This window comes from Clostridium mucosae (assembly GCF_024622765.1).
Lineage (GTDB): Bacteria > Bacillota > Clostridia > Clostridiales > Clostridiaceae > Clostridium.
Map to the genome: position 1 here is coordinate 136730 of NZ_JANKAF010000004.1, position 26986 is coordinate 163715.

General features: G+C 27.7%; 21 protein-coding genes and 1 riboswitch. Of the genes, 13 read left to right on the forward strand and 8 right to left on the reverse strand.

Going from position 1 to position 26986, the window contains the following annotated elements:
- Positions 1 to 200 precede the first annotated feature (200 nt).
- The gene (locus tag NSA50_RS06975; RefSeq protein ID WP_257444019.1) at positions 201 to 4088 is read left to right on the forward strand and encodes a beta-N-acetylglucosaminidase domain-containing protein; all 3888 of its coding nucleotides are present in this window, start codon (positions 201 to 203) and stop codon (positions 4086 to 4088) included.
- Between the two features lie 49 nt (positions 4089 to 4137).
- On the opposite strand, the gene NSA50_RS06980 is transcribed toward NSA50_RS06975, so the two are convergent.
- Positions 4138 to 4716 carry a 5' nucleotidase, NT5C type gene (locus NSA50_RS06980; protein WP_195263442.1) on the reverse strand — a complete coding sequence of 193 codons (579 nt, stop codon included), beginning with the start codon at positions 4714 to 4716 and terminating at the stop codon, positions 4138 to 4140.
- Positions 4717 to 4854: 138 nt separating this feature from the next.
- Positions 4855 to 5589, reverse strand: a complete 735-nt coding sequence (locus NSA50_RS06985; protein WP_257444022.1) for a GntR family transcriptional regulator — start codon at positions 5587 to 5589, stop codon at positions 4855 to 4857.
- A 340-nt stretch (positions 5590 to 5929) separates the two neighbouring features.
- On the opposite strand from NSA50_RS06985, the gene NSA50_RS06990 reads away from it, so the two are divergent.
- The gene (locus NSA50_RS06990; RefSeq protein WP_257444024.1) at positions 5930 to 7120 is read left to right on the forward strand and encodes a phosphopentomutase; all 1191 of its coding nucleotides are present in this window, start codon (positions 5930 to 5932) and stop codon (positions 7118 to 7120) included.
- A gap of 116 nt (positions 7121 to 7236) precedes the next feature.
- Here NSA50_RS06990 and NSA50_RS06995 read toward each other — a convergent pair whose 3' ends face one another.
- Positions 7237 to 7746, reverse strand: coding sequence for a flavin reductase (locus NSA50_RS06995; RefSeq protein ID WP_257444026.1), 510 nt, complete (start codon positions 7744 to 7746; stop codon positions 7237 to 7239).
- A gap of 240 nt (positions 7747 to 7986) precedes the next feature.
- Positions 7987 to 9036, reverse strand: coding sequence for a tRNA dihydrouridine(20/20a) synthase DusA (gene dusA, locus NSA50_RS07000; protein WP_257444028.1), 1050 nt, complete (start codon positions 9034 to 9036; stop codon positions 7987 to 7989).
- Positions 9037 to 9512: 476 nt separating this feature from the next.
- Between dusA and NSA50_RS07005 the strand changes: the two genes are divergently transcribed.
- Positions 9513 to 10370, forward strand: a complete 858-nt coding sequence (locus tag NSA50_RS07005; RefSeq protein ID WP_257444030.1) for an MBL fold metallo-hydrolase — start codon at positions 9513 to 9515, stop codon at positions 10368 to 10370.
- Positions 10371 to 10402: 32 nt separating this feature from the next.
- Here NSA50_RS07005 and NSA50_RS07010 read toward each other — a convergent pair whose 3' ends face one another.
- Both NSA50_RS07010 and NSA50_RS07015 read right to left on the reverse strand, forming a co-directional pair.
- Positions 10403 to 10681 carry a hypothetical protein gene (locus tag NSA50_RS07010; RefSeq protein WP_257444032.1) on the reverse strand — a complete coding sequence of 93 codons (279 nt, stop codon included), beginning with the start codon at positions 10679 to 10681 and terminating at the stop codon, positions 10403 to 10405.
- A gap of 84 nt (positions 10682 to 10765) precedes the next feature.
- Entirely contained in the window at positions 10766 to 11626 is an 861-nt protein-coding gene (locus tag NSA50_RS07015) for a GNAT family N-acetyltransferase (RefSeq protein WP_195430591.1), read from the reverse strand.
- Between the two features lie 343 nt (positions 11627 to 11969).
- Between NSA50_RS07015 and NSA50_RS07020 the strand changes: the two genes are divergently transcribed.
- From NSA50_RS07020 to NSA50_RS07045, 6 genes are all read left to right on the forward strand, one after another.
- A complete protein-coding gene (locus NSA50_RS07020) occupies positions 11970 to 12728 on the forward strand; it encodes an SDR family NAD(P)-dependent oxidoreductase (RefSeq protein WP_195430588.1) in 759 nt (252 codons plus the stop codon).
- Positions 12729 to 13067: 339 nt separating this feature from the next.
- Positions 13068 to 15083 (forward strand): molybdopterin-dependent oxidoreductase, encoded by a 2016-nt coding sequence (locus tag NSA50_RS07025; RefSeq protein ID WP_257444036.1) that lies wholly within the window; start codon positions 13068 to 13070, stop codon positions 15081 to 15083.
- A gap of 148 nt (positions 15084 to 15231) precedes the next feature.
- A complete protein-coding gene (locus tag NSA50_RS07030; RefSeq protein WP_195430583.1) occupies positions 15232 to 16944 on the forward strand; it encodes a methyl-accepting chemotaxis protein in 1713 nt (570 codons plus the stop codon).
- 194 nt (positions 16945 to 17138) lie between these two features.
- Positions 17139 to 18509, forward strand: a complete 1371-nt coding sequence (locus NSA50_RS07035; protein WP_195430580.1) for an MATE family efflux transporter — start codon at positions 17139 to 17141, stop codon at positions 18507 to 18509.
- A gap of 136 nt (positions 18510 to 18645) precedes the next feature.
- Entirely contained in the window at positions 18646 to 19401 is a 756-nt protein-coding gene (locus NSA50_RS07040; protein WP_207738517.1) for a YoaK family protein, read from the forward strand.
- A gap of 49 nt (positions 19402 to 19450) precedes the next feature.
- Positions 19451 to 19552, forward strand: a riboswitch (purine riboswitch).
- 114 nt (positions 19553 to 19666) lie between these two features.
- Positions 19667 to 21016 (forward strand): uracil-xanthine permease family protein, encoded by a 1350-nt coding sequence (locus NSA50_RS07045; protein ID WP_257444037.1) that lies wholly within the window; start codon positions 19667 to 19669, stop codon positions 21014 to 21016.
- 495 nt (positions 21017 to 21511) lie between these two features.
- Here NSA50_RS07045 and NSA50_RS07050 read toward each other — a convergent pair whose 3' ends face one another.
- Positions 21512 to 22321, reverse strand: coding sequence for a permease prefix domain 1-containing protein (locus tag NSA50_RS07050; protein WP_257444038.1), 810 nt, complete (start codon positions 22319 to 22321; stop codon positions 21512 to 21514).
- A gap of 1 nt (position 22322) precedes the next feature.
- Positions 22323 to 22658 (reverse strand): PadR family transcriptional regulator, encoded by a 336-nt coding sequence (locus NSA50_RS07055; protein WP_257444039.1) that lies wholly within the window; start codon positions 22656 to 22658, stop codon positions 22323 to 22325.
- 219 nt (positions 22659 to 22877) lie between these two features.
- Here NSA50_RS07055 and NSA50_RS07060 point away from each other — a divergent pair, with 219 nt between their 5' ends.
- The 4 genes from NSA50_RS07060 (at position 22878) to NSA50_RS07075 (ending at position 26793) form a co-directional block, all read left to right on the forward strand.
- Positions 22878 to 23768, forward strand: a complete 891-nt coding sequence (locus NSA50_RS07060) for a hypothetical protein (protein ID WP_257444040.1) — start codon at positions 22878 to 22880, stop codon at positions 23766 to 23768.
- The gene (locus tag NSA50_RS07065) at positions 23769 to 24314 is read left to right on the forward strand and encodes a hypothetical protein (RefSeq protein WP_257444041.1); all 546 of its coding nucleotides are present in this window, start codon (positions 23769 to 23771) and stop codon (positions 24312 to 24314) included.
- Positions 24315 to 24378: 64 nt separating this feature from the next.
- Positions 24379 to 24663 carry a hypothetical protein gene (locus NSA50_RS07070; RefSeq protein ID WP_257444042.1) on the forward strand — a complete coding sequence of 95 codons (285 nt, stop codon included), beginning with the start codon at positions 24379 to 24381 and terminating at the stop codon, positions 24661 to 24663.
- Between the two features lie 264 nt (positions 24664 to 24927).
- Positions 24928 to 26793, forward strand: a complete 1866-nt coding sequence (locus NSA50_RS07075; protein ID WP_257444050.1) for a carbohydrate-binding domain-containing protein — start codon at positions 24928 to 24930, stop codon at positions 26791 to 26793.
- Positions 26794 to 26986 lie beyond the last annotated feature (193 nt).

Consider the following 26986-nt stretch of genomic DNA (forward strand, 5'->3'; position numbering starts at 1 on the left):
GTGGATAAATGTATATATACTGTAAATGAAAGTTAAATTATGTTTATTTTTGGCGTGTAATCTAATTAAATTTAGAGCATTAGCTGTGATAGAAATATTTTATTTATAAAAATTATTTATAAATAAAATAATTTTTAGCGCAGCTATTATTATTTTTAATATTAAAATTAATAATAAAATACAGATGAAAGAGGGATAAAATGTTAAGAGCAAAATTAAATTCTATTTTAGCAAAGGTAGTTGTAGCATCATTTATATTTACAACAACACCAACAACAGTTTTTGCAGATGTTATTAATAATCAAGATAAGAAAGTAGTAAAATTAAAAGTTGAATCACCAAGGGTAAGCCCAACACCACAATTAATAGAATCTTCAGGAGAAGGAACAGTTTTATCTAATAAAGTAAACATAATTGGACAAGATAAAGCAGATGAAGATGCTGTAAGAGAACTAATGGAATTTTTAAAAACTTTAGGTCTTGAAGTAAATACTGATTTTAATGATGAATCCACAACGATAATAATCGGAGAGGATGATGATAATATACAAGAAATGAATAATTTCTTATCTGAAATTAATAAAGAAGGAGCAGAATCTATTTCTGTGAATGAAGGATATGTTCTTGCTGCTAACACAAATGAAAATGGATCTATGACAATAGCTATAGAAGGTACTGATGAAGTTGGTACTTATTATGGAGTTAAAACTTTAAAGGAATTAGTACTTAATGTAAATAATCAAAATGTTATGCCTGAGGTTTATGTAAATGATTACCCTACTCAACATGTAAGAGCCATTGTAGAAGGGTTCTATGGAAATCCTTGGACACATCAAGATAGATTAGATCAATTTAAGTTTTATGGAGACAATAAATTAAATATGTATATATATGCTCCAAAGGATGATCCATATCATAGGGATCAATGGAGAGATCCATATCCACAAGAAGAAATGGCAAGAATGCAGGAGCTTATTAATACAGCTACTGAAAATAAAGTTGATTTTGTATTTGCAATTTCTCCAGGAAAGGATATAGATATAAATTCAGAAGCAGATTATCAGGCACTTGTTGATAAGTGTGAGTCATTATATAACATGGGAGTTAGAAGTTTTGCAATCCTTTGGGATGATATATTCACAGATGATGGAGTTGGACAAGCTGCTATAATGAACAGATTTAACACAGAGTTTGTTAAGGCAAAAGATGGTGTTAAACCATTATTAACAGTTCCAACGCAATACTGGGGAACTTCAATGTTTACTGATGGACAAGTTAAACCTTATACAAAAGGATTTGCTGAAAATCTAGATACTGATATAGAAGTTATGTGGACAGGTGAAAATGTTATGTCCGAAACAGTAACTTTAGATGATGCAGAAAAAGTAAATAATCTTTACAATAGAAAAATGCTTTTATGGTGGAACTATCCTGTTAGCGACTATAGAGTTGATAAGTTAGCTTTAGGACCAATATATAACTTAGGAAATGATTTAGATAGTAAGATTGGTGGATTTGTTATGAATCCAATGGAGTTTGCAGAAGCATCAAAAATAACTCTTCATACAGGAGCTGATTATGCTTGGAATACTGCAGCTTATAACCATGATAAGGCTTGGGATAATGCAATTTCAGATTTAGTTGGCGAAGAGTTGAAAGAGAGCTTTAAGAAATTTGCTGATCATAGTACAAGACTTGATACTGGTAGAGAAGATGCTCCAGAAATGAGGGCTATAATGGATTCTTTCTGGGATAAGGTTGATAATAAACAAATTCCAGCTACAGAACTTGAGAGTTTAAAAGTAGGATTTGAATCAATAAAATCAGCAGTATCAGAAACTCAATCTAAGTTATATTCTGAGATGCTTGAAGAAGTAGCGCCTCAATTAGAAAAGCTTACTAATTATGCAGATGCAGCATCTACAGCAGCAGATATGGTTATCGCAATGCTAAAAGGCGATAGTAAGTTATGGTGGGAATTAAAGTCAAAGCTTTCATTGCAAATTGAAGTTTTAGATTCATCAAAAGCAATAATATCTGAAAAGGTATTAGATGATTTTATTAAACAAGCTAATACAAAGACAGACAATATGTATTTTGATGGTGTATTAAAGGAAGAAGTAAAAACATATAATTATCAAGCAACTACATCTGATAATCTTTCACCATTAAAGTTTGAGGAATGGTATAATGGTAAATCACCTTATGAACTTTCAAATATGTTTGATGGTAAATTAGATACTGCATATAGATCATCAGGAAATATTAAATCTGGAGATGAAATAATAGTAGATCTAGGACAAGAAGAGTATATTAAAAATATTTATATGTTAATGGGAAGAACTTCAGAAGATAATATGATCATGAATGGAAATCTTCAAATATCTAAAGATGGTATTGAGTGGAAAACTATAGTTGAAGGAAATACATTCAGAGAAGTGTTTGAAGATGAAATTAATGAAAATGCTAGATATATTAAATATGTAGCAACGGAGGATCAAGAAAATCAATTATACGTAAGAGAAATTATGGTAAATAAAAACACTCATAGTGGAGTGAACTCTAGCGTAGATGCTAAGCTTTCATATAAAAAGAGTATAGCTGATAAAAATGAAATAAATTCAGTTGTTTTAGAAGAAAAAGTTAAATTAAAAACTGGAGATATAATTGAATTAGAACTTCCGGAATTTAAGTTTATTACTGGAGTTAATGTAAATAGTAATGCAAATGGAAGTATTGAATATACAGTAAATGGAATTGATTGGATTAAGCTAGGAGATAGTGAAACAATAAAGTTAGATAAAGCACAAGTTGTAAAGGCAGTTAGATTTGTATCAAATGAAGATAAAACATTAAAGAATTTTAGTATGGATGTAGTAATTGAAGGAAGAGGAAATCAATCAGTTGAAACAAATAGAAATGGTAGCGGAAATTATAAAGATTTAAATGCTATTATTGATGGAGATTTAGATTCAAGCTTTATTTCATCAGGTGCATTAAATGTTGGAGATTATTTCACTTTAGATTTAGGTGAAGTAACTAATGTAAGAAATATTCAATTTATAGGGGATAGAGCATATGGTGGAGATAGAATCCGTGATGGAAAAGTTGAATATTCACTAGATGGAACTAATTGGACAGAAATATATAATGGTGGAATTTCTGAACAATTTAGAATGTATGACTTAGATTTTAATGCTAAATATTTAAGAGTAACTGCAACAAAGGGAACTGATGCATGGCTTAGAATGTCTGATTTCTCAGTAAATTCACCAGAAGCAGAAGTTATATTTGAATCAACTGCTAAACCATCTGATGATAATCATAGATTACCTAACTTAATGGATAATAATATTCAAACTTCATATATACCATCTAGAGATCTTGGTAGTGAAGATAAGCTAGTTTATAATATATTTGATGGTGCTTTAGTAAATAAAGTTGAAGTATTCCAAAGTGAAAAGACTATATCTAATGCTAAAGTTATTGCTAGAACATCAGATGATAGAAGAATAGAGCTTGGAACATTAGATAAAGGCTATAATATGTTTAATATGGAAAAGCCAGAAGAAGTTATATCAATAACTTTAGAATTCAAAGAAGGATCTGGAAAGCCTGAAATATATGAAATAGTAACTGAAAACTTTAGTTTAGAGGCTATAAAAGAGATTGCAAAAGCTAATTTAGTAACGGCAAAAGAGCTATTGACAAATATTGAAGGTAAATCAAATGAAGTTATTGAAGCCTTAAAGGTAGAAGTAGCTGAAGTTGAAAAATTATTAATAGACGGTGGATCAAGAGAAGAAATATTCTCAGCAAATAAGAAGCTTGAGGCTGCAATAAAAGATTTTACAGATTATACTGAAGAATCTAAGCCAGATGAAAGCCCAGAAGTTAAGCCAGAAGTTAAGCCGGAGGAAAATCCAGGAAATAGTGGCGGAGATACATCAAATGGTACTGAGGAGGATAAAAATAATAAACCAGGTAAGCTTCCTCAAACAGGTGGACCATCAGGATTATCAACAATGCTTTTAGGAATTACATCATTACTTGGTGGAGTAGTAGTTTATAAAAGAAGAAGAAAATAAAAACTTATAAATTAAATAAGAATAGAATCTAATATATGAAAAGCTATTATTACATTGCTTCACTTTGTAATAATAGCTTTTTTACTATTGTATATATCTCTAACCAGTTATCCACTCTTATTATATTTTTATTAATAGGATCTTTATTATAATTAGTGTTAATAAGCAAAACCTTAAAGCCTGCATTTGAAAGATCTATTGCGTTTGAATAATTATCTTCAATAAAAATATTGCAGTTTAATTCTCTAGCTTTATCTACTTTATAATGGCTACCTAAAAGATACAGATTATCATAGTAAATTGAGTTTTTTCTTAGGTATCCATGAGTTAGTAATGCAAGATTTTTCTCGCGTGCAGTTACAAAATAAATATTACTATATAAACTAAGTTCATTTATTACATATCTTACATGCTCTCTTATTTTCTGTTTGGAATGAAGTTCATACTTATACTTTTCATAAAATTCTAAATAACTTTCTTCACTTATATCTAAAACCTTAGAAATAGAGTATTCTGTGACTTCATTTTCTTTAATATTTGTTTTAAAGTATCTGTTACAAGGCTCAAGCCAATAGTATGCATCAGTTATAGTTCCATCTATATCTATGCATATATTAAATTTTTTCATTTTCTCACCTTCTTTATAATTATATTTCTATAATACTATTTAAAAGTTAATAAAGAATTAAAAATAAGTTAAATTATCAAATAAGTTAAAATAAAGTTATATAGTATTTTTAATAGTATAATTTATGACTTAATATTTTTATTTTGAAGTATGAATTTTAATTGATGTATTCAATAATGGTAAATAATGCTTACTAAATGCAATAGGATACTCATTATTTTTATATAGAGATTCTTCAATTAAATAGTATTGTTTCTCAGAGGGAATAGAGTGTTTTTTAGTTGCAAACTTGCCTGATTCTGAAAATTTAATATCTATTGAGCTACTACTACATTTATTATAAATATCATCTTCGATAAATTTTAGAAGATTATTAGTATCCTTTAAATCTATATCGAAATAAGATATAGTTTCAATAGGAATAATTGTATAAGTATATGCTAGAGCATTTCCATTACTCATATACCATCTATCAATATTCACTGCGGCAACAGTCTTTTTACCTAAAACCTCTATAAAATAATCGGATGGAGGTTCTATATGAAAATCCATTTCTACATGATCTATTTTAGCTTCTAATGATTTATATATAATATGTCCTAATTTTTCAAGTCCAATCTTTTTATTTTTTTGATTTCTTACTATAAAATTACCTTTTCCGCGAATGTTTTTTATTAAACCATCATCTTGTAATAATGATAAGGCTTGACGTAAAGTTGTTCTACTTACTCCTAACTCTTTAGCTAAATCAGGTTCTGAAGGAAGTCTATAATTATCTGGAAGGTCTTCTTCCTTTATCATTTTAAATAGTGTGTTGTATACTTCAACATATCTTAAATTTTTAGATTTTTTAATAATATCAGTATTAACCATAATAAAACCTCTCTCTATAAAAATAAACAAGTTTAATACAAGTTTATATTTACCTATTATAATATAATTATAGAATAAATTATCAAATTTTTCTAATAAAATATCAATAAAATACAATAGTGAAAACGTTGACCGATACAAGTGGATTGTAGTATTATAAATATATATAATAGACAAGTTTAAGACAACTTTAATGATGTATTATAATTTTAAATATGCTATAATTTAATTAATTAAGCTTAGGATTAAATAATTAAATTATAAGAAATAACAAATAATAAAAAATATATAATATATTTTTTATAGTCTTAAATAAAGAAGATTGGAAAGGAGTAATAACATGAAGAAATATAAAAGAATTTTTACTATTGTAATAGATTCATTAGGTGTTGGAGAAATGGAGGATGCAAAAGAATACGGAGATGTAAATGTTGATACTCTTGGTCATATTGCAGAATCAGTAGAGTCTTTTAATGTACCTAATCTTGAAAAAATGGGAATTGCAAATTTACGTCCAGTAAAGCATTTAAAAGCGCAAGAAAAACCATTAGGATATCAAATGAAAATGAAAGAAGCTAGTACAGGTAAGGATACTATGACAGGACACTGGGAAATTGCTGGTTTACACATTACTAAGCCATTCCAAACTTTTACTGATACAGGATTTCCTAAAGAACTATTAGATGAATTAATTAAAAGAACAGGTCATAATATAGTAGGAAATAAAAGTGCTAGTGGAACAGAAATATTAGATGAGTTTGGTGAACATCAAATGAAAACTGGAGATATGATTGTATATACTTCAGCGGATTCAGTATTACAAATATGTGGACATGAAGAAACATTTGGATTAGAAGAGTTATACAGATGTTGTGAAATTGCAAGAGAAATTACCTTAAAGGATGAATGGAAAGTTGGTAGAATAATTGCAAGACCATATGTTGGAGAAAGAAAAGGCGAGTTTAAGAGAACAAGCAATAGACATGATTATGCATTAAAGCCATATGGAAGAACAGTATTAAATGAGTTAAAAGACAATAATTATGATGTTATTTCTGTTGGAAAAATAAATGATATATTTGATGGTGAAGGAATTACAGAATCACATAAATCAAAAAGCTCAGTTCATGGAATGGAACAAACATTAGAAATAATGGATAAAGACTTTGAAGGATTATGCTTTGTAAATCTAGTTGATTTTGATTCACTATGGGGACACAGAAGAAATCCAAAAGGATATGCAGAAGAGTTAGAAAAGTTTGATGTTAGTTTAGGAAAAGTTTTAGAAAAGCTTAAAGAAGATGATTTATTAATTATAACTGCAGACCATGGAAATGATCCAACATATATTGGATCAGACCATACAAGAGAGCATGTACCATTCTTAGCTTATTCACCTTCAATGAAAGGTAATGGAGTATTAGAAACTTGTAATAGTTTTGCAGCAATAGGAGCAACAATAGCAGATAATTTTGATGTTAAAATGTCTGAAGGTACTATTGGAGAATCTGTTTTATCAAAACTAAATTAGTTTAAATAAAGTTAATAAGATTTTTTATATAAAAAGTTTTATAATTATTAAACACACTTTATAAAAAACAAACTATTACTATTAAGGTTTTATAGTAGTAGTTTGTTTTTATTAAATTATTCTCTTATTAATATCTTTTCTATTTCTGCGATATATAAAGTATGATAATCTTTGTCTGGATAGCATTGTTTTTCAATATCACCATCGATAAAGCATTGAGGTTCAAACTCTTGAGCATATAACTTTTTACAGATAATTGTAAGCTTTTCTTCTTCGAAAGCTGGAGTATTATCAATATAACTAACTGTTAAATTAGTTTTTGAAAGTTTATCCTCATCCCTCCCAGAAACTGTTCCTAAGTAGCTTAAATCCTTTTTGTAACTCTTATCGAAGAATGTAAGTGAAAATGTAGAAGATGCATCTACAAACTCTTTAGTAAATCTTTGAGGTCTTAGAACTATAGAAACTACATTTTTCCCCCACATAATACCAAAGCTTCCCCAAGAAGCAGTCATTGTATTAACTTTATTTTCTTTCTCAGCTGTAACAAGCATCCAGTCATGACCAATTAATTTAAAGGCACTTTCATTTAAATCTTCAGGTTTAACTTCTCTAAAATTACTCATAATATGTTCCCCCGTATTAAATTTATTAAAAATATATTATATACATTATTATACATGTATAGTTGGAAGTTGTATGCACTATAAATTTTAAAATATAATATTATTTATAAACAAGGAGTATATATTAAGTTAAACTTTAATGAAATAAGGTATTTAAAAGAAGAAATTTAAGTTTTTATGTTAAAGGTAAATAAAAGGAGAGTAAGATATAACTTTACTCTCGCTTTATAATAAAATTATTTAATTATCTTCCCATAATATATCTTGAGGCATTACTTCAAGGATAGTATCAAGTATTTCTAGAATATTTTCTTTTTTTACATTAGAAGAAGATAATAGCTGCTTATACTTTTTACTTCCTCTTTGTCCTTGGAATAGACTTTGAAGTGGAGCAATCAAAGTATGAATGCTGTTACCTTTTTCAAGTTCTTCTATAATATATGGAGTATAAGATTTTATAATTTCTCCTCTTGAAATAGGCTTTGTAGTTTGAGTATTTTCATAAAGTTTATGGAAGTTAGCTAAAAGATAACAATCTTCATATGAAGCTCTTCCTATCATTACGCCATCTACTTTAGTAAGAGCCTCCTTAATTGAATCTAATGTTTTAAAGCCGCCGTTAATTTCTATATTTAAATGACTAAATTCTTTTTTTAATCTATAAACCATATCATAATCAAGTGGGGGAATTTCCCTATTATCTTTTGGACTTAACCCCTTTAATATTGCAGAGCGTGCATGAATTGTATATCTATCAGGTTTAGCTTTAGATACAACATCTAAGAATTCTAATAAATCTTCATATCCATTCATTATAATTTTATTATTTTTATCTTCTATAACACCAGTTCCGTCTATTCCTATTCTATGTTTTATGGTAACAGGCTTAGTAGTTGCTTCTTTCATAGCAGATAAAATTTCATAAACTAATTCTTTAGAAGACATTAGTGCTGCCCCCATTAAGTTACCAGAAACTCTATCAGATGGACATCCACAATTTAAATTAACTTCCGTATAATTATAATCATTGGTTAATTTAACAGCCTTATAAGCATCTTCAGGATTAGAAGCCGCAATTTGCAGTGCAACAGGGCCTTCTTCTTCTCTAAAGTAGAGTATTTTATCTCTATCACCGTTGATTATTGCTTGAGCTGTAACCATTTCTGTGTAAAGTAGAGCATCTTTAGTTAAAAGTCTTGAAAAATATCTAAAATGCCTATGGGATTTGTCTACCATTGGGGCAATACTAATTTTTGGAGTTTCAATATTTGAAATATATTTTTCCATCATTTGTTTCCTTTCGTAGTTATTTATAAATTGAGAATTAGCCTTAATGATATGTATTAACTTTCCGATTTTCATATAATATCGAATACAATTCTAAATTTAAGATAGCTAAGATGACTAAATTTTTATAACTCGCTGCGCTCAAACAATAAAAATTCTTAACGCCATCTTAGCTATCTTAAATAAGAATTGTAGTTTCTCATTATAATAAAATCTCCAATTTAATACATATCATTAATGAGTCTAATTTTTAATTTAACTGTGTAAATTGGCAGAATATAAGTTGGCGAAGATAAATAGACTGTGGAATAAGCCTAGTACTTCTTTGCATAGCTATTTATCTTATGGAACATATCTAGTTATCGTAGCCTTTATATTCGCAATTAATAAAAAATATTCGCAAGTTATTTTTTATTATTATAGCATATGGGGGTAGCAAAATAGTAATGTAATTAAAGTAAAATATGATAGAATAGTAATTGGAATTAATATGGGAATGGTTGGTGATGGTCATGGTAATAACTACTTTAGTTGAAAATACTTCAGTATCGAAAGAGTTTAAATGTAAACATGGGTTATCTTTATATATTAAAACGGATAAGCATAATATATTGTTTGATTTGGGCTCTAATGGATTGTTTATTGAAAATGCTATAAAACTTAACATCGATATATCAGATGTTGACATTGTTATTATATCTCATGGACATAAGGACCACGGAGGAGCTTTAAAACTATTTTTACAACATAATAGTAAAGCAAAAATATATATTCATAAAGATGCATTTAATAAGTATTATACCTCAGTTTTAGGAGCACTTAAATTTTATGTAGGATTAGATGATAGACTTCAATTTAATGAAAGAATTGTATTTACTGAAAATATATTTGAAGTTGATGAGAGTCTATGTCTTTTTTCAAATGTTCCAAAGAAATATGAAACAGCGAGTTCAAATAACTCATTATTTATTAAAATTGATGGCAAGTATTATAAAGATGACTTTACTCATGAGCAAAATCTATTGATAAAGGAAAATGATAAATATATATTAATTGCTGGATGTGCCCATAAGGGAATAGTCAATATAGTAGAAAAAGCAGAAGAAATAATGGCATCTAATATATCAACTGTTATTAGTGGATTTCATTTATTTAATCCAGTAAATAAAAAAAGTGAAAGCTTAGAATTTATTAGTAATATAGTTAAATGTTTAAATAATAAGGATACTGTTTTTTATACTTGCCATTGTACAGGAAATAAGGCATTTAATATATTAAAAGAAAATCTTAGAGATAAAATAATGCATTTATCTACAGGACAAGTTATAGAAATTTAATAAAAAAAATCGTACCCTAAGTAGGTACGATTTTATTTTTTATGTGAATCAAATAATAGCATAGTTACAAATATAGCTAGTAATATTCCTCTAGCAATATTGAAGCCTACTCCCCCTAAAGCTAAAAAATCTATTATTACATAACCAACTATGTAAATAGCACAACAGATGATTGTCCAAATTATTTTACCTTTAGTTGTTTTTGCAGCTTTAAATTGAAGCTTTCCACTATTTATTAAATATTTTGATAAGTAATTTAAAATTACACTAGATATAATAAATGATAATACAAGAGTTAATATATTAGCCAAATCTTTAGCTCCTTTCAAATTTATAGTAATATTATAACATTTATTATGAAAATTAAGTGTAATTTTATTTTAAACTTATAATAATTAGTTTTTCAATTCTAATAACATTTCATATTGGCCAACAAAATTTTGAAATCCAATGGATGAAAGCATTTTAATCATAGGTGTATAACTAGAATCTACATTAATAACAGATATCATATCTGATTTTGTATTTCTAATTAAATCCGTTATAATACTTTTTCCAACACCTTTATTTCTATATTTATTATGAACTGCAAGCTGTGGAATATCTCCGGTATTTTTATCAATAATTCCATAAGCAATAATTTTATTATTATCTTTCACTAATGAGAAGATGAAGCTATCTATAGTAGATCGTACAGAATCAATAGAATTTTGCCATGAAGGTGTGATATCCCAAAAATTCATTATTTCATTCCACTCTTTTTCACTTAATATAGATTTATTTTCAATATTATATATATTTGTAGGGAGGGAGGAGAAGTTATCTAATTTAAAACATTCAAATTCTCTTATAACTTTAAAACCTTGTTTTTTATACAATTCAAAAGCAGCAGTATTGTTTTTTAATACTTCAAGCAAATAACATTCTATATCATTTTTAATTAGTTCTTTTTTTAGATTATTAAACATTGTTCTGGTAATTCCTTGTTTTCTATATTCTTTAATAACACCTGTTCCTGTGTCATATACAGTTTTTTTATTATTCCAGACTCTGAGTCCGTTATAAATGAATCCAATTAACTTATCCTCTTTAAATGTGCCAATTGAAATTTTAGAATCATAACCTCTTCTTAAAAGCATGTTTTCAAATTTAGAAAGGGAAAGATCAAGATCTACTTGATAATCTGAAAAAGCCAATATAAATGCTTTATGCAAAATATCAATAGACGTATTTTCTAGAGTATTGTAGCTGCACATTTTAAAACCTCCTTAATATAATTACCATATTTTTGCTCTTTATATGAGTTTATCATAAAAAGTAAATTGTGGTATATAAAATAAATATTTATATTTGTAATTGACAAAAAAGTAACAATGAAATACACTTAAAGTAATATATGGATAAAAAATACATTTTTCTAGGACTAGTCCTTTATCAATTACATACTAAAAATTATTATAAAATATAAGTTAGTTCATATATATACCAAAAAATAAAATAATATAAAAAATATAGTTTGAAAATTAACAAATTATATCATGTTATAAAGTAAATTATTAAATTTAAAATAAAAATAATTATATTTGGGAGGTATTATATATGAAACTTAGTGGTAAGGTTGCTGTGGTTACAGGTGCTAGTTCAGGTATGGGAAGATCTATTGCTCTTTTGTATGCAAAAGAGGGAGCTTTTGTTGTAGCAGTTGCAAGAAGAAAAGAAAAGTTAGATGAATTAATTGAGGCTTCTAAGGACTATGAAGGAAAAATTATTACTATGCAAGGTGATGTTTCTAAAAAAGAAGATAATGAAAAAATGATTGATCTTGCTATAGAAAGATTTGGGAAAATTGATATTTTAGTTAATAATGCAGGGGTTATGGATGAAATGATGCCAGTTGCTGAAGTTCCAGATGAATTATGGGAAAAAGTAATGAGTGTTAATTTAAACGGTCCATTTTATGCTTGTAGAAAAGCTGTTAATTCAATGTTGAAGCAAGGTTCTGGAATTATAATAAACGTAGGATCTATAGGCGGATTAAATGGTTGTAGAGCAGGTGTTTCTTATACAGCTTCTAAATATGCATTATTAGGTTTAACTAAAAACATTGGATTTATGTATGCAGATAAAGGGATAAGATGTAATATTATATGTCCTGGTGGAGTAGAATCAGAAATTGGAGTAGGTATAAGTCATCCAAGTGAATTTGGATTCTCAAGAGTAAGACTTGGAATGGGAAATGTGCCAAGGTCAGGTTCACCAGATGAAATAGCTACAATTGCTCTATTCCTTGCTACTGATGATTCAAGTTTTGTAAATGGAACTGAAATTGTTGCAGATGCAGGTTGGACAGCATTTTAATAAACTATAGTAAAACTATAGTATACAGATGTCGAATATATAATATATAAACTAATTCCATATCCTTTTTTTATAATGAATTATAATTTAAGAGGAATTAAGTATGAGAAAATTTCCAACACATATAGTTATAGTAGATGGAATTATTGAAAATGATAAAAAGGCTATATCAAATTTATTTTGATATAGCCTCTTAATATTTCCACAAAATTATCATATAAGTAGTAAAAATATTTAGCTAGTAAGTAATTATAAAATTTGATATTCTATAAGGAGAAAACGATATAACATAAAATACTATAAAATAAGTAAAATATATAAATTAAATGAGGGTGTGTTATGGAAAAATTAAGTCATGGATGTACATTAGATTGTTTTGATTGTTGTAAGTTTAATATTTATGTTGATAAAAATGAAATAATAAAAATTCAAGGAGATAAAGATCATCCGTATACTAAGGGATTTATATGTAAGAAGGGGTTAGCGCACTTAGATAGATTAAATCACAAGGATAGAATATATTCGCCAATGATAAAAATCAATAATGAATGGAAAGAAATATCCTTTGATGAAGCTTTAAATATTATGGCTGAAAAACTTGAGTATTACAAAAGTGAATTTTCATCAAAGTCTATACTATATTATGAGCAATATGGAAATGGTGCATTACTTAAAAGTATGGGCGATTTATTTTTTAACTTCTATGGCGGAGTTAGTAAATCTAAAGGTGGACCTTGCTGGAGTGCTGGAATTAAAGCACAAACATTTAATTTTGGAGATGTAAAAAGTCATTCATTAGATGATATGATAAATAGTAAGACTATATTTGTATGGGGAAAGAATCCTGCCTTTACAACTATACATACAATGCAAAGTATAAAAAAAGCCAAGAATAATGGAAGTAAGATAGTAGTAATTGATCCAATATACACAAAAACTGCAGAAGTGTCAGATAAATATGTAAGAGTTAAACCAGGTGGAGATGGAGCTCTTGCACTAGCTATGGGCAAAATAATAATTGATAAAAATTTGTATGATAGAGATTATATAGAAAAGTATGTTAATGGCTTTGAAGAATATAAAAGTTATGTAGAAGGCTTAAGTCTTGAAAATTTAATAAAAATTTGTGGTGTAAGCAAAGAAGAAGTAGAAGAATTAGTAATGCTATATACAAATAAATATTCTACTATTTTACTTGGATATGGTATGCAAAAATATAAAAATGGAGGAAATACTATAAGCCTAGTAAATATTTTAGGAGCTATCACTGGACAAATAGGATTTACTGGTGGTGGTGTTAATTATGCCAATAAAGTTTATCCAAGTGTAATTGATTCAGATCCTTATAATAGCGAAAAATCTTGTGAAAATAGATTTTTTTATGTGAGTCATATGGCGGATTTTATAAATGATTCATTAAGTGGAAAAGACTTTTATGATGATTATAAAGTTTATTTAAAAGATATTAGATTAAATGAGGATACTAAAAAATATAATATACCAATAAAAATGGCTGTAGTTACAAAAAGTAATTTAATAAATCAATTAGCCAACTTAAATAATCTAAAGAATGCCTTTTCAAAAATAGAATTTAAAGTATGTTTTGATATGTTTATGACTGATACAGCTAAGGAATGTGATTTGTTTATTCCAACTACAAGTACATTAGAAAGTGAAGATTTAATATATAGTTCTATGACAAGTCCATATATAATTTATAATGAAAAGGCTGTTGAACCTAAAAATGAATTAATGGATGAATATGAATTTTTTAAAGAACTTGCAAAAAGAGTTAAATTAGATAATTATCCATATGTTGATAAGCAGGAATATTTGTCAAAAGTTATAGAACCATTAAAGGAATTCAAAGAAGAAGTAAGTATAGAGTATTTGAAAAATAATTATTTTACAATTCATAAACCTGTAGCTTGGGAGGATAAAAAATTTAAAACACCTTCAGGGAAATTTGAAATATTCTTTAACGAAAGTTTATATTTAGAAAATGATAATAAAAAAGATAATAAATTAAGTTTTAAATTACTTACTAACCATAGTAGAGATACTTTATCAAGCCAACATATGATGGATGAAGAGGAAATATCTATTGCTTATATAAATGAAGATATGGCAAATAAGATATCTTTTAATGAAGATAAAATAGTTACTTTAAAGAATAATAATGGAGAAATAAGAGTAAAGTTGAAAATTGATAACATAGTATCCGATTACGTGATTTTAATGTATGTTGGATGGTGGACAAAACATGGAAATCCTAATTATCTAACAGATTCAGGAATATCTGATATAGGTGGACAAGTAACTTACAATGAAACTGAAGTTGAGATAGTGATGTAAAATATGCGGTTATTTAAAACTTACCATATTTATCATAATGAGGTTATAAAAGATAAATTTGACATTTGTTTATTAAATGTTTAATAATAAATATGAACAAATATTTAACAGTAATATAAACAAAAGATTAGCATACAGGGGGAGACATATGAAATTTTATAATAACTTAAAATTATCTACACGATTGACAATTTATTTCTTAAGCACTATTTTTTCAATGGGGGTAATTGGAATAATAGGAATATATAATATGCATAGTATTGATAAATCGGTGGATTATTTAAATAACAATACTATAAAATCAATTGACTCAATTAGTAAAATAGATAAAAATCAATTGATTATTTATAAAGATATACAATTACTAGTAAATTCAAGTGATAAAGGTAATTCAGATGAATTAATAAAAGAAATTACTAATGCTTCAGAAGAAAGTGAAAAGCAAATTGCAATATATGAAACGACAGTTGATGATGAGGATGAAAGAAATATTTTTAATGAGTTTAAAAATAATTTAAAGTTATATAACGAAGATGTTAAGAAGTACATAAATTTAATGGATAATGGAAATAAAAAAGAAGCAGAAATACAACATTTAGCTATTATTCAAGCAAGAAATAATATGGAAAATGAGCTAAATAAATTAATAGAGTTAAATGAACAATGGGCTAATGAGATAAAGGTTGAAGGTAAGGAAACTTTTAGTAATTCATTAAAGTTAATTATTTATATTATATTAGCATTATTTATATTTACAAGTCTATTTGCATTTGTTATGAAAAGTTCAATAAAAAAATCTTTAAGTAAGATAAAAGGATTATCTAATAGATTATGTAATTATGATTTGTCTTATCCTATTATTATAGAATCAAATGATGAGTTTGGAGAAATAGGACGCGATTTAAATAAAGCACAAGAAAATATTAGTGATTTAATAAAAAATATTATGAATAGTTCTCAGGATATGAGTGCTTCAAGTGAAGAGTTATCAGCTACAGTAGAAGAAATGACTGCAAAACTTGAAAGTATAAATGCATTAACAAGGGAAGTTAGTTCAGGAGTACAAGAAAATAGTGCAACAGCTGAGGAAATATCAGCAGCAGTACAAGAAGTGGATTCAAGTGTTAATATACTATCAAGTAAAGCAATGGAAGGCAGTAATAATGCAGTTGAAATAAGAAATAGAGCAACAAGAGTTGAAAAGGCTAGCAAAGTAGCTACTGAAAACACAAAAGAAGTATATAGTGAAATGGAAAAAGAAGTTTTAAAAGATATAGAAAAAGGAAAAGTTGTTGCAGATATTAAAGTAATGGCAGAAACTATTGCAGGGATAGCAGAACAAACAAATCTTTTAGCACTTAATGCTGCTATAGAGGCAGCAAGAGCAGGAGACCAAGGAAAAGGATTTGCCATAGTGGCTGAAGAAGTAAGAAAATTAGCTGAACAATCTTCAAAAGCAGTAGGTAATGTAAAGTTTACTATAGAAAAAGTACAAGAAGCATTTAAAAGTTTATCAGAAAATAGTAATAAGTTATTAAAGTTTATTGATGATAATATTGTTCCGCAATTTGAAACCTTTGTAGAGATTGGAGAGCAATATCAAGGTGATGGTATATTTGTAAGTAATATGTCAGAGGAACTAGCTGCAATGACGGAAGAAGTGTTAGCAACAATGAATCAAGTTAGTGAGTCTGTTCAAGGCATGGCAGATATGGCTCAAATATCGTCAGGAAACTTAGATGGAATAAATGAAAGTGTTTATGAATCAGCTAAAGCTATGGAACAGGTAGCTAATACAGCTCAAGCTCAAGCAGAGTTTGCACAGGATTTAAATGAAATGATTCAAAAATTTAAGGTTTAAAAATAGATTACTATACTTTAAATTATGTTATAATTAATAAGATATAGAATATAAAACTATTAAAGTAAAGTAAAAAATTAGTATTTATATATGATTACTTTATTCTATGAATAGAAGGATTATTGATTATTAAAAAGTGTATCGAAAGGTACGCTTTTTATAATATATGAAATATAGTTGGAAGGAGATGAACCATGGTTATATCATATTTTAAAGACTTATTTGATGATAAAAAATTTCTAAAGAAAACTGTAGCAATTGGAATTCCTATAGCAATACAGTCACTTCTTAATACAACCCTAAATTTAGTTGATACCATGATGATAGGAACTTTAGGACAAAGTGCAATTGCAGCAGTTGGATTAGCTAATAAGGTGTTTTTTGTTTTTACTTTACTATTATTTGGTGTTGTTAGTGGATCTTCAATATTAACTGCACAATATTGGGGGAAGAGGGATGTGAAGAACATAAGAAGAGTTCTTGGCATATCTCTTATTATAGGGCTTTCTGGAGCTATTATTTTTATGCTAGCAGGACTTTTAATACCAAAGTTTGTTATGAGAATTTTTACTCCAAGTGAAAATACAATAGCTGTTGGAGCATCTTATTTAATCATAGTAGCCTTAAGTTATCCTTTAACCGCAATAACAAATTGTTATATTTCACTTTTAAGAGCAACAAATAAGGTTAAGGCTCCGGTTTTTATAAGTATAGTAGCTATTGGAGTTAATGTAGTACTAAACTATACATTCATATTTGGTAATTTTGGAGCACCAAGATTAGGGGTTCAAGGTGCTGCAATAGCAACTGTTATTGCTAGATTAGTTGAATGCTTATCTATTTTAGCTATTGTGTACATAAGTAGAGGACCAGCAGCAGCTAAAATAAAAGAGCTTATTGACTTTAATAAGGAATTTATTAAAAAGTATTTTATTACAGTATCACCTGTTATAGCTAATGAATTTATGTGGGGACTAGGAGTTACTATGTATTCGTTAGTTTATGGAAGAATGGGAGATGAAGCTGTTGCATCAATTACAATAACTCAAAATGTTGAGCAAATATGTATTGTTTTATTCCAAGGACTAAGTTCTGCTACTGCTGTTATTTTAGGAAATGAATTAGGTGCAAATAAGCTAAAAGATGCAGAAAAACATGCCAAGAGTTTCTTTGTATTACAATTGTTATTAACAGTAGCTATGGGATTAGTATGTATTATTATAAGAACTCCATTAATTAAACTATTCTCGGTTCCAGATAATATAGCATTAGATATAACTAGGTGTTTGACTGTATTTGTATGCTATTTACCATTTAGAATGTTTAACTTAGTTAATATTGTAGGTGTTCTTAGAAGTGGTGGAGATACAAAGGCTTCTCTACTTTTAGATATCACAGGTGTGTGGTGTGTTGGAATACCGATGGCTTTCTTTGGAGGAATTGTTTTAGGATTACCTATTTATTATGTTTATGCAATGATAACACTCGAAGAGGTTTATAAGTTTATATTAGGTTTTAGAAGATATAGACAAAAGAAGTGGCTTAAAAATATAGTTGGAGCTTAGATATTAAAAGTAGTATTTAGTTGAAAATATACTTTAATAGTAATAGTAGAAGTATCAAGGGATTCACATTGTTTATTGTTCTTTGTGTTATATAAGCCTTTAATAGTAATAATAGAAGTATCAAGGGGGCTTTTAGTTGAATTTAAAAGAAGTTCATACGTCTAAACTTTTTAGAAATATAAGAGAAAAGGTGCCTAGTCATGAAATAACATCTGAATCTTTAAGGTTAGGAATACTTCTTGCAATAGTAGGAGGATTTTTAGATGCTTATACATTCATATGTAGAGGCGGTGTTTTTGCTAATGCTGAAACAGGAAATATTGTACTAGTTGCACTTGGAATTACAAATAGAGATTATAAAAGTGTTTTTATGGCTGCACTCCCTATTTTAGCATTTGTAGTAGGTGTGATAGTCACAGAAATAATAAGAGAAAAATCAATAAAGAATTACAAAGGATCATCAAGGTCTGAAAAGTTCATTTTAATTATTGAAGCAGTTGTGCTTTTTATAATTGGATTTATACCAAATACTGTGCAACACATATTTGTAACTACCACTATATCATTTGTTTCATCAGTGCAAATTTCATCTTTTAGAAGGTTAGTTGATTCCCCATATAGCACAACTATGTGCACAGGGAATTTAAGAACAGCTTCACAAGCTGCATATTTAGCAATAACTAAAAATGATAGAGTGGCATGCGCAAGATCAATAAGATATATAATAGTAATTCTTTCATTTTTAGTTGGCGCATCTTTAGGTGGAATATTAACTGTAAATTTTGGGGTTAAATCAATTTGGACATGCTCCATTATACTAATTATTTCAAAAGTTTTATTTAGTATAGATGAACATAGATTAATTGAAAAGATGCATAATTTTGGAAAATGATTTCAAAATAATTAATTATTGAAATTATACTAATGTTTGTGTATAATACGAATATAAATTAAGAAATTCTCGTATATCATCGGTAATATGGACCGAAAGTTTCTACCTGCTAACCGTAAATAGGCAGACTACGAGGTATTGAATTTGAAAAAGAAATTATTATAAATTGATTTGTATTATAAATTTATGATTTTATTTCTATTTTTTAAGACGACACCTCGATTACGAGGTGTTTTTTATTATTAAAAAAATGGAGGATAAAATCATGGATAAAGTAAAAGTAAGTGATGGGATTAAGCTAACATATGGGGTTGATGATAATCCATCAATATCAGAAAAAATACTATTTGGAATTCAGCATATATTTGCTGCATTTGGTGGAATAATAGTTGTTCCATTAGTTATATCTAGTGCATTAGGGTTTGATGCTAAAACAGGAACAGCATTAATAAGTGCATCAATACTTGCAGCTGGTATTGCAACAATAATACAAGCTAAGGGCATAGGACCAGTAGGTTCAAAAGTAGCTTGTATAATGGGAACGGACTTTACTTTTGTATCACCATCTATTACAGTTGGATCAGTTTTAGGATTACCAGGAATAATTGGAGCTACTATTTTGGGTGCAGTTTTTGAAGTAGTACTTAGTTATTTTATAAGACCATTAATGAAGCTATTTCCACCACTAGTTACAGGAACAGTTGTATGTTTAATTGGTTTAACATTATTACCTGTATCAATAGATTGGGCTGCAGGGGGAAGTGGAGCTGCAGATTATGGTAGTATAAAAAATATATCAATTTCAATGCTTGTACTTTTTGGAACGTTATTACTAAATCGTTATGGAAAGGGAATGCTTAGCAGCGCATCAATACTTATAGGAATGATTGTTGGATATGTTGTATGCATTCCACTTGGATTAGTAGATTTTACAGCAGTTAAAGAAGCAAGTTGGATTTCAATGCCTAAGATATTTGAATATGGAGTTACTTTTGATTTAAAAGCACTTATAGCATTTATTCCAGCATATTTCGTTACTGCAATTGAAACTGTAGGATGTTTAAAGGCAGTAGGAGAAGTTTCAGAAGTAGATATGACTGACAAGCGTATAGGAGCTGGCGTATTATCAGATGGTATTGGAAGTATGATAGGTGGAGCTGTTGGTACATTACCGAATACTACATTTAGTCAAAATGTTGGATTAATACCTTTAACAAAAGTAGCTAGCCGTTATGTAGCAGTTATGGCAGGTATTATATTAGTTATATTAGGATTTTTACCTAAACTTGCAGCAATAGTTAATAGCATTCCACAACCTGTTTTAGGAGGAGTTGGAATAGTTATGTTTGGAACTGTTGCAGCAGCAGGAATAAAAACATTAAGTAAAGTACAAATAAATGAGCGTAATCTTTTAATAATAGCTACATCTATTGGATTAGGGCTTGGAGTAACATTTAGACCAGAGTTTATTGCACAACTACCAGAAGGATTAAAAATGATTTTTGCATCAGGAATATCAACAGGTACAATTACAGCATTAGTGTTAAATATAGTTTTAAAAGAAGATAAAGAAGAAATAGAAGCTGCTAGTGATAATGATATAGAAGCTGCATAATATATAAGTTTTATAAATTGCGACTTAAACATAATGATATGTATTAACTTTCTGATTTTTATATAATATCGAATACAATTCTAAATTTAAGATATCTAAGATGACTAAATTTTTATAACTCGCTGCGCTCAAACAATAAAAATTCTTAACGCCATCTTAGATATCTTAAATAAGAATTGTAGTTTCTCATTATAATAAAATCTCCAATTTAATACATATCATTAATGAGGCTAATTCTTTGTTTGATAATTTAAAGTGGCAAAATTAATTGCCTGGGCGTAGCGAGTTAACCAAAACTCTTGGTATATTTTTTTTCTAAAATTTAATAGGCTCATCTACTTCAGACAAGCTTCAGTAGATGGGCTTTTATACTAAGTTAAGCCAGCTTCACTAAGTATTTAATGCCTGCGTAGCTATTTAGCTTATGGAACATATCTGTTATCGTAGCCTTTATATTCCCAATTTATAACTGTTGTTTGTTCAAAAGATAATTAGTCATTTAAATGGACTTTTTAAGTAGATTTTATTAAATATATAAATACATAGCAAGACTCCTGAAACTACAAATAAATAATTAGATATTTGACCTAATCTATTTGGTATCCTATTGACCATCTTATCCCAAGCCTCTTTATGTACTTTATAATCATAATTAGCTTGTTTATCAGTTCTGTTAGAATATATATTCCATGTTATATTATCTTGATCATTATATACTCCTCTTAAACCTCCTTTTCCTTCTTTTATCATATCATCTGTTACATCTTTTTTGTATTCATAGTCTATATTAGATATTCCTTCTCTTGCTATTCTGATATAATATAATCCATTGTCATTTTTCAGATTAAAATCATTTAGCAGTTGAGTGATTTCATTTTTTAAATCTGAATCAAGTACATCTTTATCTTTGATTTTATTATCTATAACATCAAATACATATGCTGTTGTATTTTTATCAGATGTAAAAGGATCAGGAGTGTTTCTATGCATAAAGTCATCAGTTATATTAATAGATAAAAATATGCATGCAATTACGAAGAAAGCTAAAGTAAGATTTTTTAGTAGCTTTGAAAACTTGTTCTGATTTTTTAGGATTAAGTTCATTTCATTTATAACAGCCTTTTCGCTGCCAAAATTAAAAAGTGCTTTATTGATGCTCTCTTCTTCCGTTAATCCTTGCTTTTTCAGTTCTTCTACTTCTTCAAATAAATGAACCTTTGTTTCTTCTTTTAGAATTTTTGTTTCATCATCTTTTGTATCAAAATTTCTATATATTTTTTCTATATACTCTTCTATTTTTTTCATATTATTTTACCTCCATAAAATTATCTAAAATTCTTTTTAAAGCTTTCCATTCTTCAGAACTTTTAAGATAAGTTTCTTTACCTTCATTGGTAATAGAGTAATATCTTCTTCTTCCGCCACTGGTTCCTTCAGTATCATTCCAATACCCTTTGATGTACCCTTTTTTCTCTAATCTTTTTAGTGATACATATAATGTGGCTTCTTTCATTTCAAACTCTTCTTTTGACTTTTCTCTAATTTTTTTTGATAATAGATATCCGTACATATCTTCATAATACAATGTTGATAAGACAATAGTATCAATATACCCTTTAAGGACTTCCTTATCAAATTCCATTTAATACACCCCTTTTTAAAATAAACTACTTTATAATATTGAGTATATATTCATTATAAGATATATTACTTTATATTATCAAGTAAATATTTAGAGTACATTGTTAATAAATATATCATGATTACTTATATAAAGAATAATTAGTTATTATAATGAAATTTAATTATATATTTTATATAATTAAATTGTGTTAAATTTGGGAATTTAGGGGGAGATAAGATGAAGAGTATTAGCAAAACTTTAAAAATTTCTATTACATTAATAGCTGTATCTTTAGTATTAACAATTTTAATATCAGAGAAATTAAAAGTAGATAAACCTGTGTTTATAAAAAATTATAAAGAAGTTGAAATTATAGAAAGTGAGGGAAGCCTTTCAATTTCAGGTTTTGATATAGAATTAAAATACATATCGAATATAGAGGATAAAAGAAAGGTAGTATATATAACTTTTAAAGACGCACCAGAATTGAATTTTTATGCAAGTGAAACTAATTCCATGGGATTAATGAGTTTTTACGATTACAGCAATGATAATGTTGAAAGACATGGTAGATATGGAGTTCATACAGTTTTCTTAAGTTTAAACCATGAAAATTTTGAGTATGATTTAAATAAGGAGCTTGAGTTAGGTGAAGCAACTATAACTTTTAATGATGGACTTATTATGGATGTGGATTTAGGAAAAATACTGTTGCATAAATATAGTGATGAGAAAACTCCACTACAAGATTCAGGGGTAGAGGGATCAAGTGATGGAAATAGTAGGAGTATATTTTGGGCCACTGATTATATAATGATATCAAATGTTTATTCACCATTGTTTGAGGAAGCTAAGGATTTATTTGATTTCAATATAAACAAGTTAGGAAGTATGAATAAAAAAGATTTAATTTATAACAAAAATGAAAATCTATTTTTTAGTTTTCAATTTTATAATATAGATGACATAGAGAAAAAGCTCTGTAGTTATGAAATAAAACCAGTTATTTATTTTGTTGATAGAAGTGGAAAAGAATACGAAAAAAGAGTATACAACACCTTCAATTATAAACCGTACTTTAGCTTTAGTGATATTTATAAATATCTAAAAGTAAAGGAGGAAATATAAATGCTTAATGGTTATAAAAAGATCTTTTGGGGAATGTTTTTTACAGCTTTTCACATTAATTTAGGGTCAATTCAGTTTTTACCAAACTTTATAGCAATATTGATTGTATCTTCAGGAATAAGAGAAATATTAATTGATAATGAAAATGCTTCACTTAATCTATCATTAAAATTAAATAATATAAGTGCCTTTGTTTCTTTTATTATTTTTATATTGCCATTTCTGGGAATTGATACTTCATCTAATAATATAGTTTTAACTGAAATATGCTTTAATGTAGTAAGTATATTGGAAATTATAGTTATAGTAAAGCTTTTAGAAGGAGCATCACAAATCTTATCTGAAAAATATAGCGATAGCTTAGGAAAAGAATATAGAAATAAAGCAATAAAGTATCTTTGGTTATATCCAGTAGTAATAATTGTAATTAATTTTAATTTTATATTTATGTCAGAAATGATAGAACTAGTATTAGGAATATATGCATTAATAATAAAATTGTGGATAATGCTATCATTTAGAAGATTATATAAAAGGGAGTTATAAATATCTAAATAAATTTATAAAAATTAACTAATAATACTTTTATAGAAATATGGAGGTGTTATTAATGATTAAAGATATATTAGATGAATTACAACTTAAAAATTCTGAAAATCTATCTCAACATAATTTTGAAAGAAATACAGCATTAGGAATGAATAGGGATTTGGATAAATTAAAAATAAATGATGATATTTCTAATGAAGATATAATAGTTGATGAGTATTCATCAAAAATAACAAATGCCTATGTAGAGCTTAAAGATGTTGTAGAAAATAAGGACAAATATGAAATTTCGGAAGATGATAAAAATAAGGTTGATTTAAATTCATTAATATTAAATAAAAAATAAATATATAGGTTAAAATAAGATAGTTCTTCATTTTGTAATGAGGAACTTTTTTTATTATAAATTAAATTTTAAAAATTTGTTATTATAGATTTTTTTGATTTTTTATTGTGTATATATAAGTTTACTTTGAATAGAAATAAAGTTATGGAATAAGAAAAGGAATATATGACTACTTTTCTTATAATGGACATTTAAAAATCTTTTAAGATTAATTTAAGGTAATAATGATATTATTTACTCAATGAAATTGTAGGAGGAAAATTTATGAGTAAAAAACTTATTGCTATATTATCAGTAATTTCCTTATGCATAGGAGTTACTGGTTGTACAAGTAAAAAAGCTAATAATAACGAAACTTCCATAAGTAGTGAAAGTATAGAAAATATTAATGCTAATATAACCTTAGGAGAGAATATATCTGTAGAAGGAAATGGAGTAGTTGTAGAAGAAAATAAAGTTATAATAAATTCAGCAGGAACATATAGTATTTCAGGAACTTTAAGTGATGGACAAATAATAGTAAATGCTGGAGATGAAGATAATGTAGAACTTATTTTAAATGGTGTTAATATAAGTTGTTCTAATAGTTCAGCAATATATGTTAAAAATTCTAAAAATACATATATAATTTTAGCTGATGGAACAGAGAATCAAATGACAGATGGAGAAAATTACGTGTTTGATGATGAATCTACTGATGAACCCAATGCTACAATTTTTAGTAAATCTGACTTGTTTATTAATGGTGCAGGATCTCTTATAGTAAATGCTAATTATAATAATGGAATAACAAGTAAGGATGATTTAGAGATAGGAGATGCAAATATATCAGTAACTTCTGTACATGATGGTATTAGAGGAAAAGATTCTATTACAATAACAAGTGGAAATATAACTATAAATTCACAAGGAGATGGAATGAAATCTAATAACGCAGAAGATGCAGAAAGAGGATATGTATTAATCCAAGGTGGGACTATTAATATAACATCAGGTGAAGACGGAATACAAGCAGAAACAAATGTTACAATCACTGGAGGAGACATAACTATTAAATCAGGTGGAGGAAGCGAAAATAGCAGTAAAGCTAGTAGCTCATGGGGAACATGGGGAAATCCTAAAGACTTTGGACCTCAAGAAACAACAGTAGAAGAAGCTGAAACAGCAAGTGCTAAGGGAATAAAAGCTGTAGTAGGAATAAAAATTGATTCTGGAAATATAAAAATTGATTCATCTGATGATTCAATACATTCTAATGGCAATGTAGAAATTAACGGAGGTAGTATTAATGCTTCATCAGGTGATGACGGTATTCATGCAGATTCAGTAATAGATATAAATGACGGAGATATTAATATATCAAAATCCTATGAAGGAATAGAAGCTGAAACAATAAATATCAATGATGGGAACATAAAATTAGTTGCAAGTGATGATGGTATTAATGCTGCAGGTGGAAATGATGGATCTTCAATGAATGGAAGACCAGGACAAAATAGTTTTGCTTCATCAGGTAATGGAACAATCAATCTTAATGGTGGAAAGATTATTGTAGATGCAAGTGGAGATGGTATTGATGCTAATGGATCAATATATATGAAAGATGGAGTTGTTATAGTTAATGGACCTGAAGATAATGGAAATGGAGCTTTAGATTATGATGGAAAGTTCGAAATTTCAGGTGGACTTTTAATAGCAGCAGGTGGAGCAGGTATGGCTCAATCACCAAGCACAACATCAACACAAAATTCAGTTAATATATTTACAAGCTTATCAGCAAATACATTATTACGTGTTGAAGATGAAGGTGGAAATGAATTAATAACATTTGCACCGAGCAAAAATGTACAATCAATAGTTATATCATCACCCAATATCAAGATAAATGGAAATTATAAAGTTTATACAGGAGGAGAATCAACTGGAACATCAAGTGATGGATTGTATTCAGAAGGAGCTTACTCAGGAGGAACTGAATTAGAAAGTTTTACATCTTCAAGTGTAGTAACAACTGTAGGTCAATCAACTGGAGGCTTTGGAGGTCCTGGTGGAGGAAGAATGCCAGGTCAAGGCGGTGGTATGAGAGGGCAAGAAGGAATACCACAAGGAGAAATGCCAGAAAGACCTTAATATAAAGTTTATTAAAGGATGTTATCTATAAATAAGTTAATTGTTTATAGGTAATATCCTTCTTATTTATGTTAATAAATGAAAAAGGATAGAGTAAGTAGTTACTTAATTAAAAAATATAGTAACTACATAGTGCAAATAATTATGAATTTTATTTTGTAAAGAATACTATTGACAAACTAAATGATAGAGT

What these genes read in the sequence shown, in the direction of transcription:
- NSA50_RS07020 (WP_195430588.1), top strand. Translation starts at nt 11,970, where the DNA reads ATGAAACTTAGTGGTAAGGTTGCTGTGGTTACAGGTGCTAGTTCAGGT.
- NSA50_RS06980 (WP_195263442.1), bottom strand. Translation starts at nt 4,716, where the DNA reads ATGAAAAAATTTAATATATGCATAGATATAGATGGAACTATAACTGAT.
- NSA50_RS06985 (WP_257444022.1), bottom strand. Translation starts at nt 5,589, where the DNA reads ATGGTTAATACTGATATTATTAAAAAATCTAAAAATTTAAGATATGTT.
- NSA50_RS07075 (WP_257444050.1), top strand. Translation starts at nt 24,928, where the DNA reads ATGAGTAAAAAACTTATTGCTATATTATCAGTAATTTCCTTATGCATA.
- NSA50_RS07025 (WP_257444036.1), top strand. Translation starts at nt 13,068, where the DNA reads ATGGAAAAATTAAGTCATGGATGTACATTAGATTGTTTTGATTGTTGT.
- NSA50_RS06990 (WP_257444024.1), top strand. Translation starts at nt 5,930, where the DNA reads ATGAAGAAATATAAAAGAATTTTTACTATTGTAATAGATTCATTAGGT.
- NSA50_RS07065 (WP_257444041.1), top strand. Translation starts at nt 23,769, where the DNA reads ATGCTTAATGGTTATAAAAAGATCTTTTGGGGAATGTTTTTTACAGCT.
- NSA50_RS07070 (WP_257444042.1), top strand. Translation starts at nt 24,379, where the DNA reads ATGATTAAAGATATATTAGATGAATTACAACTTAAAAATTCTGAAAAT.
- NSA50_RS06995 (WP_257444026.1), bottom strand. Translation starts at nt 7,746, where the DNA reads ATGAGTAATTTTAGAGAAGTTAAACCTGAAGATTTAAATGAAAGTGCC.
- NSA50_RS07015 (WP_195430591.1), bottom strand. Translation starts at nt 11,626, where the DNA reads ATGTGCAGCTACAATACTCTAGAAAATACGTCTATTGATATTTTGCAT.
- NSA50_RS07055 (WP_257444039.1), bottom strand. Translation starts at nt 22,658, where the DNA reads ATGGAATTTGATAAGGAAGTCCTTAAAGGGTATATTGATACTATTGTC.
- NSA50_RS07060 (WP_257444040.1), top strand. Translation starts at nt 22,878, where the DNA reads ATGAAGAGTATTAGCAAAACTTTAAAAATTTCTATTACATTAATAGCT.
- NSA50_RS06975 (WP_257444019.1), top strand. Translation starts at nt 201, where the DNA reads ATGTTAAGAGCAAAATTAAATTCTATTTTAGCAAAGGTAGTTGTAGCA.
- NSA50_RS07035 (WP_195430580.1), top strand. Translation starts at nt 17,139, where the DNA reads ATGGTTATATCATATTTTAAAGACTTATTTGATGATAAAAAATTTCTA.
- NSA50_RS07050 (WP_257444038.1), bottom strand. Translation starts at nt 22,321, where the DNA reads ATGAAAAAAATAGAAGAGTATATAGAAAAAATATATAGAAATTTTGAT.
- dusA (WP_257444028.1), bottom strand. Translation starts at nt 9,036, where the DNA reads ATGATGGAAAAATATATTTCAAATATTGAAACTCCAAAAATTAGTATT.
- NSA50_RS07030 (WP_195430583.1), top strand. Translation starts at nt 15,232, where the DNA reads ATGAAATTTTATAATAACTTAAAATTATCTACACGATTGACAATTTAT.
- NSA50_RS07045 (WP_257444037.1), top strand. Translation starts at nt 19,667, where the DNA reads ATGGATAAAGTAAAAGTAAGTGATGGGATTAAGCTAACATATGGGGTT.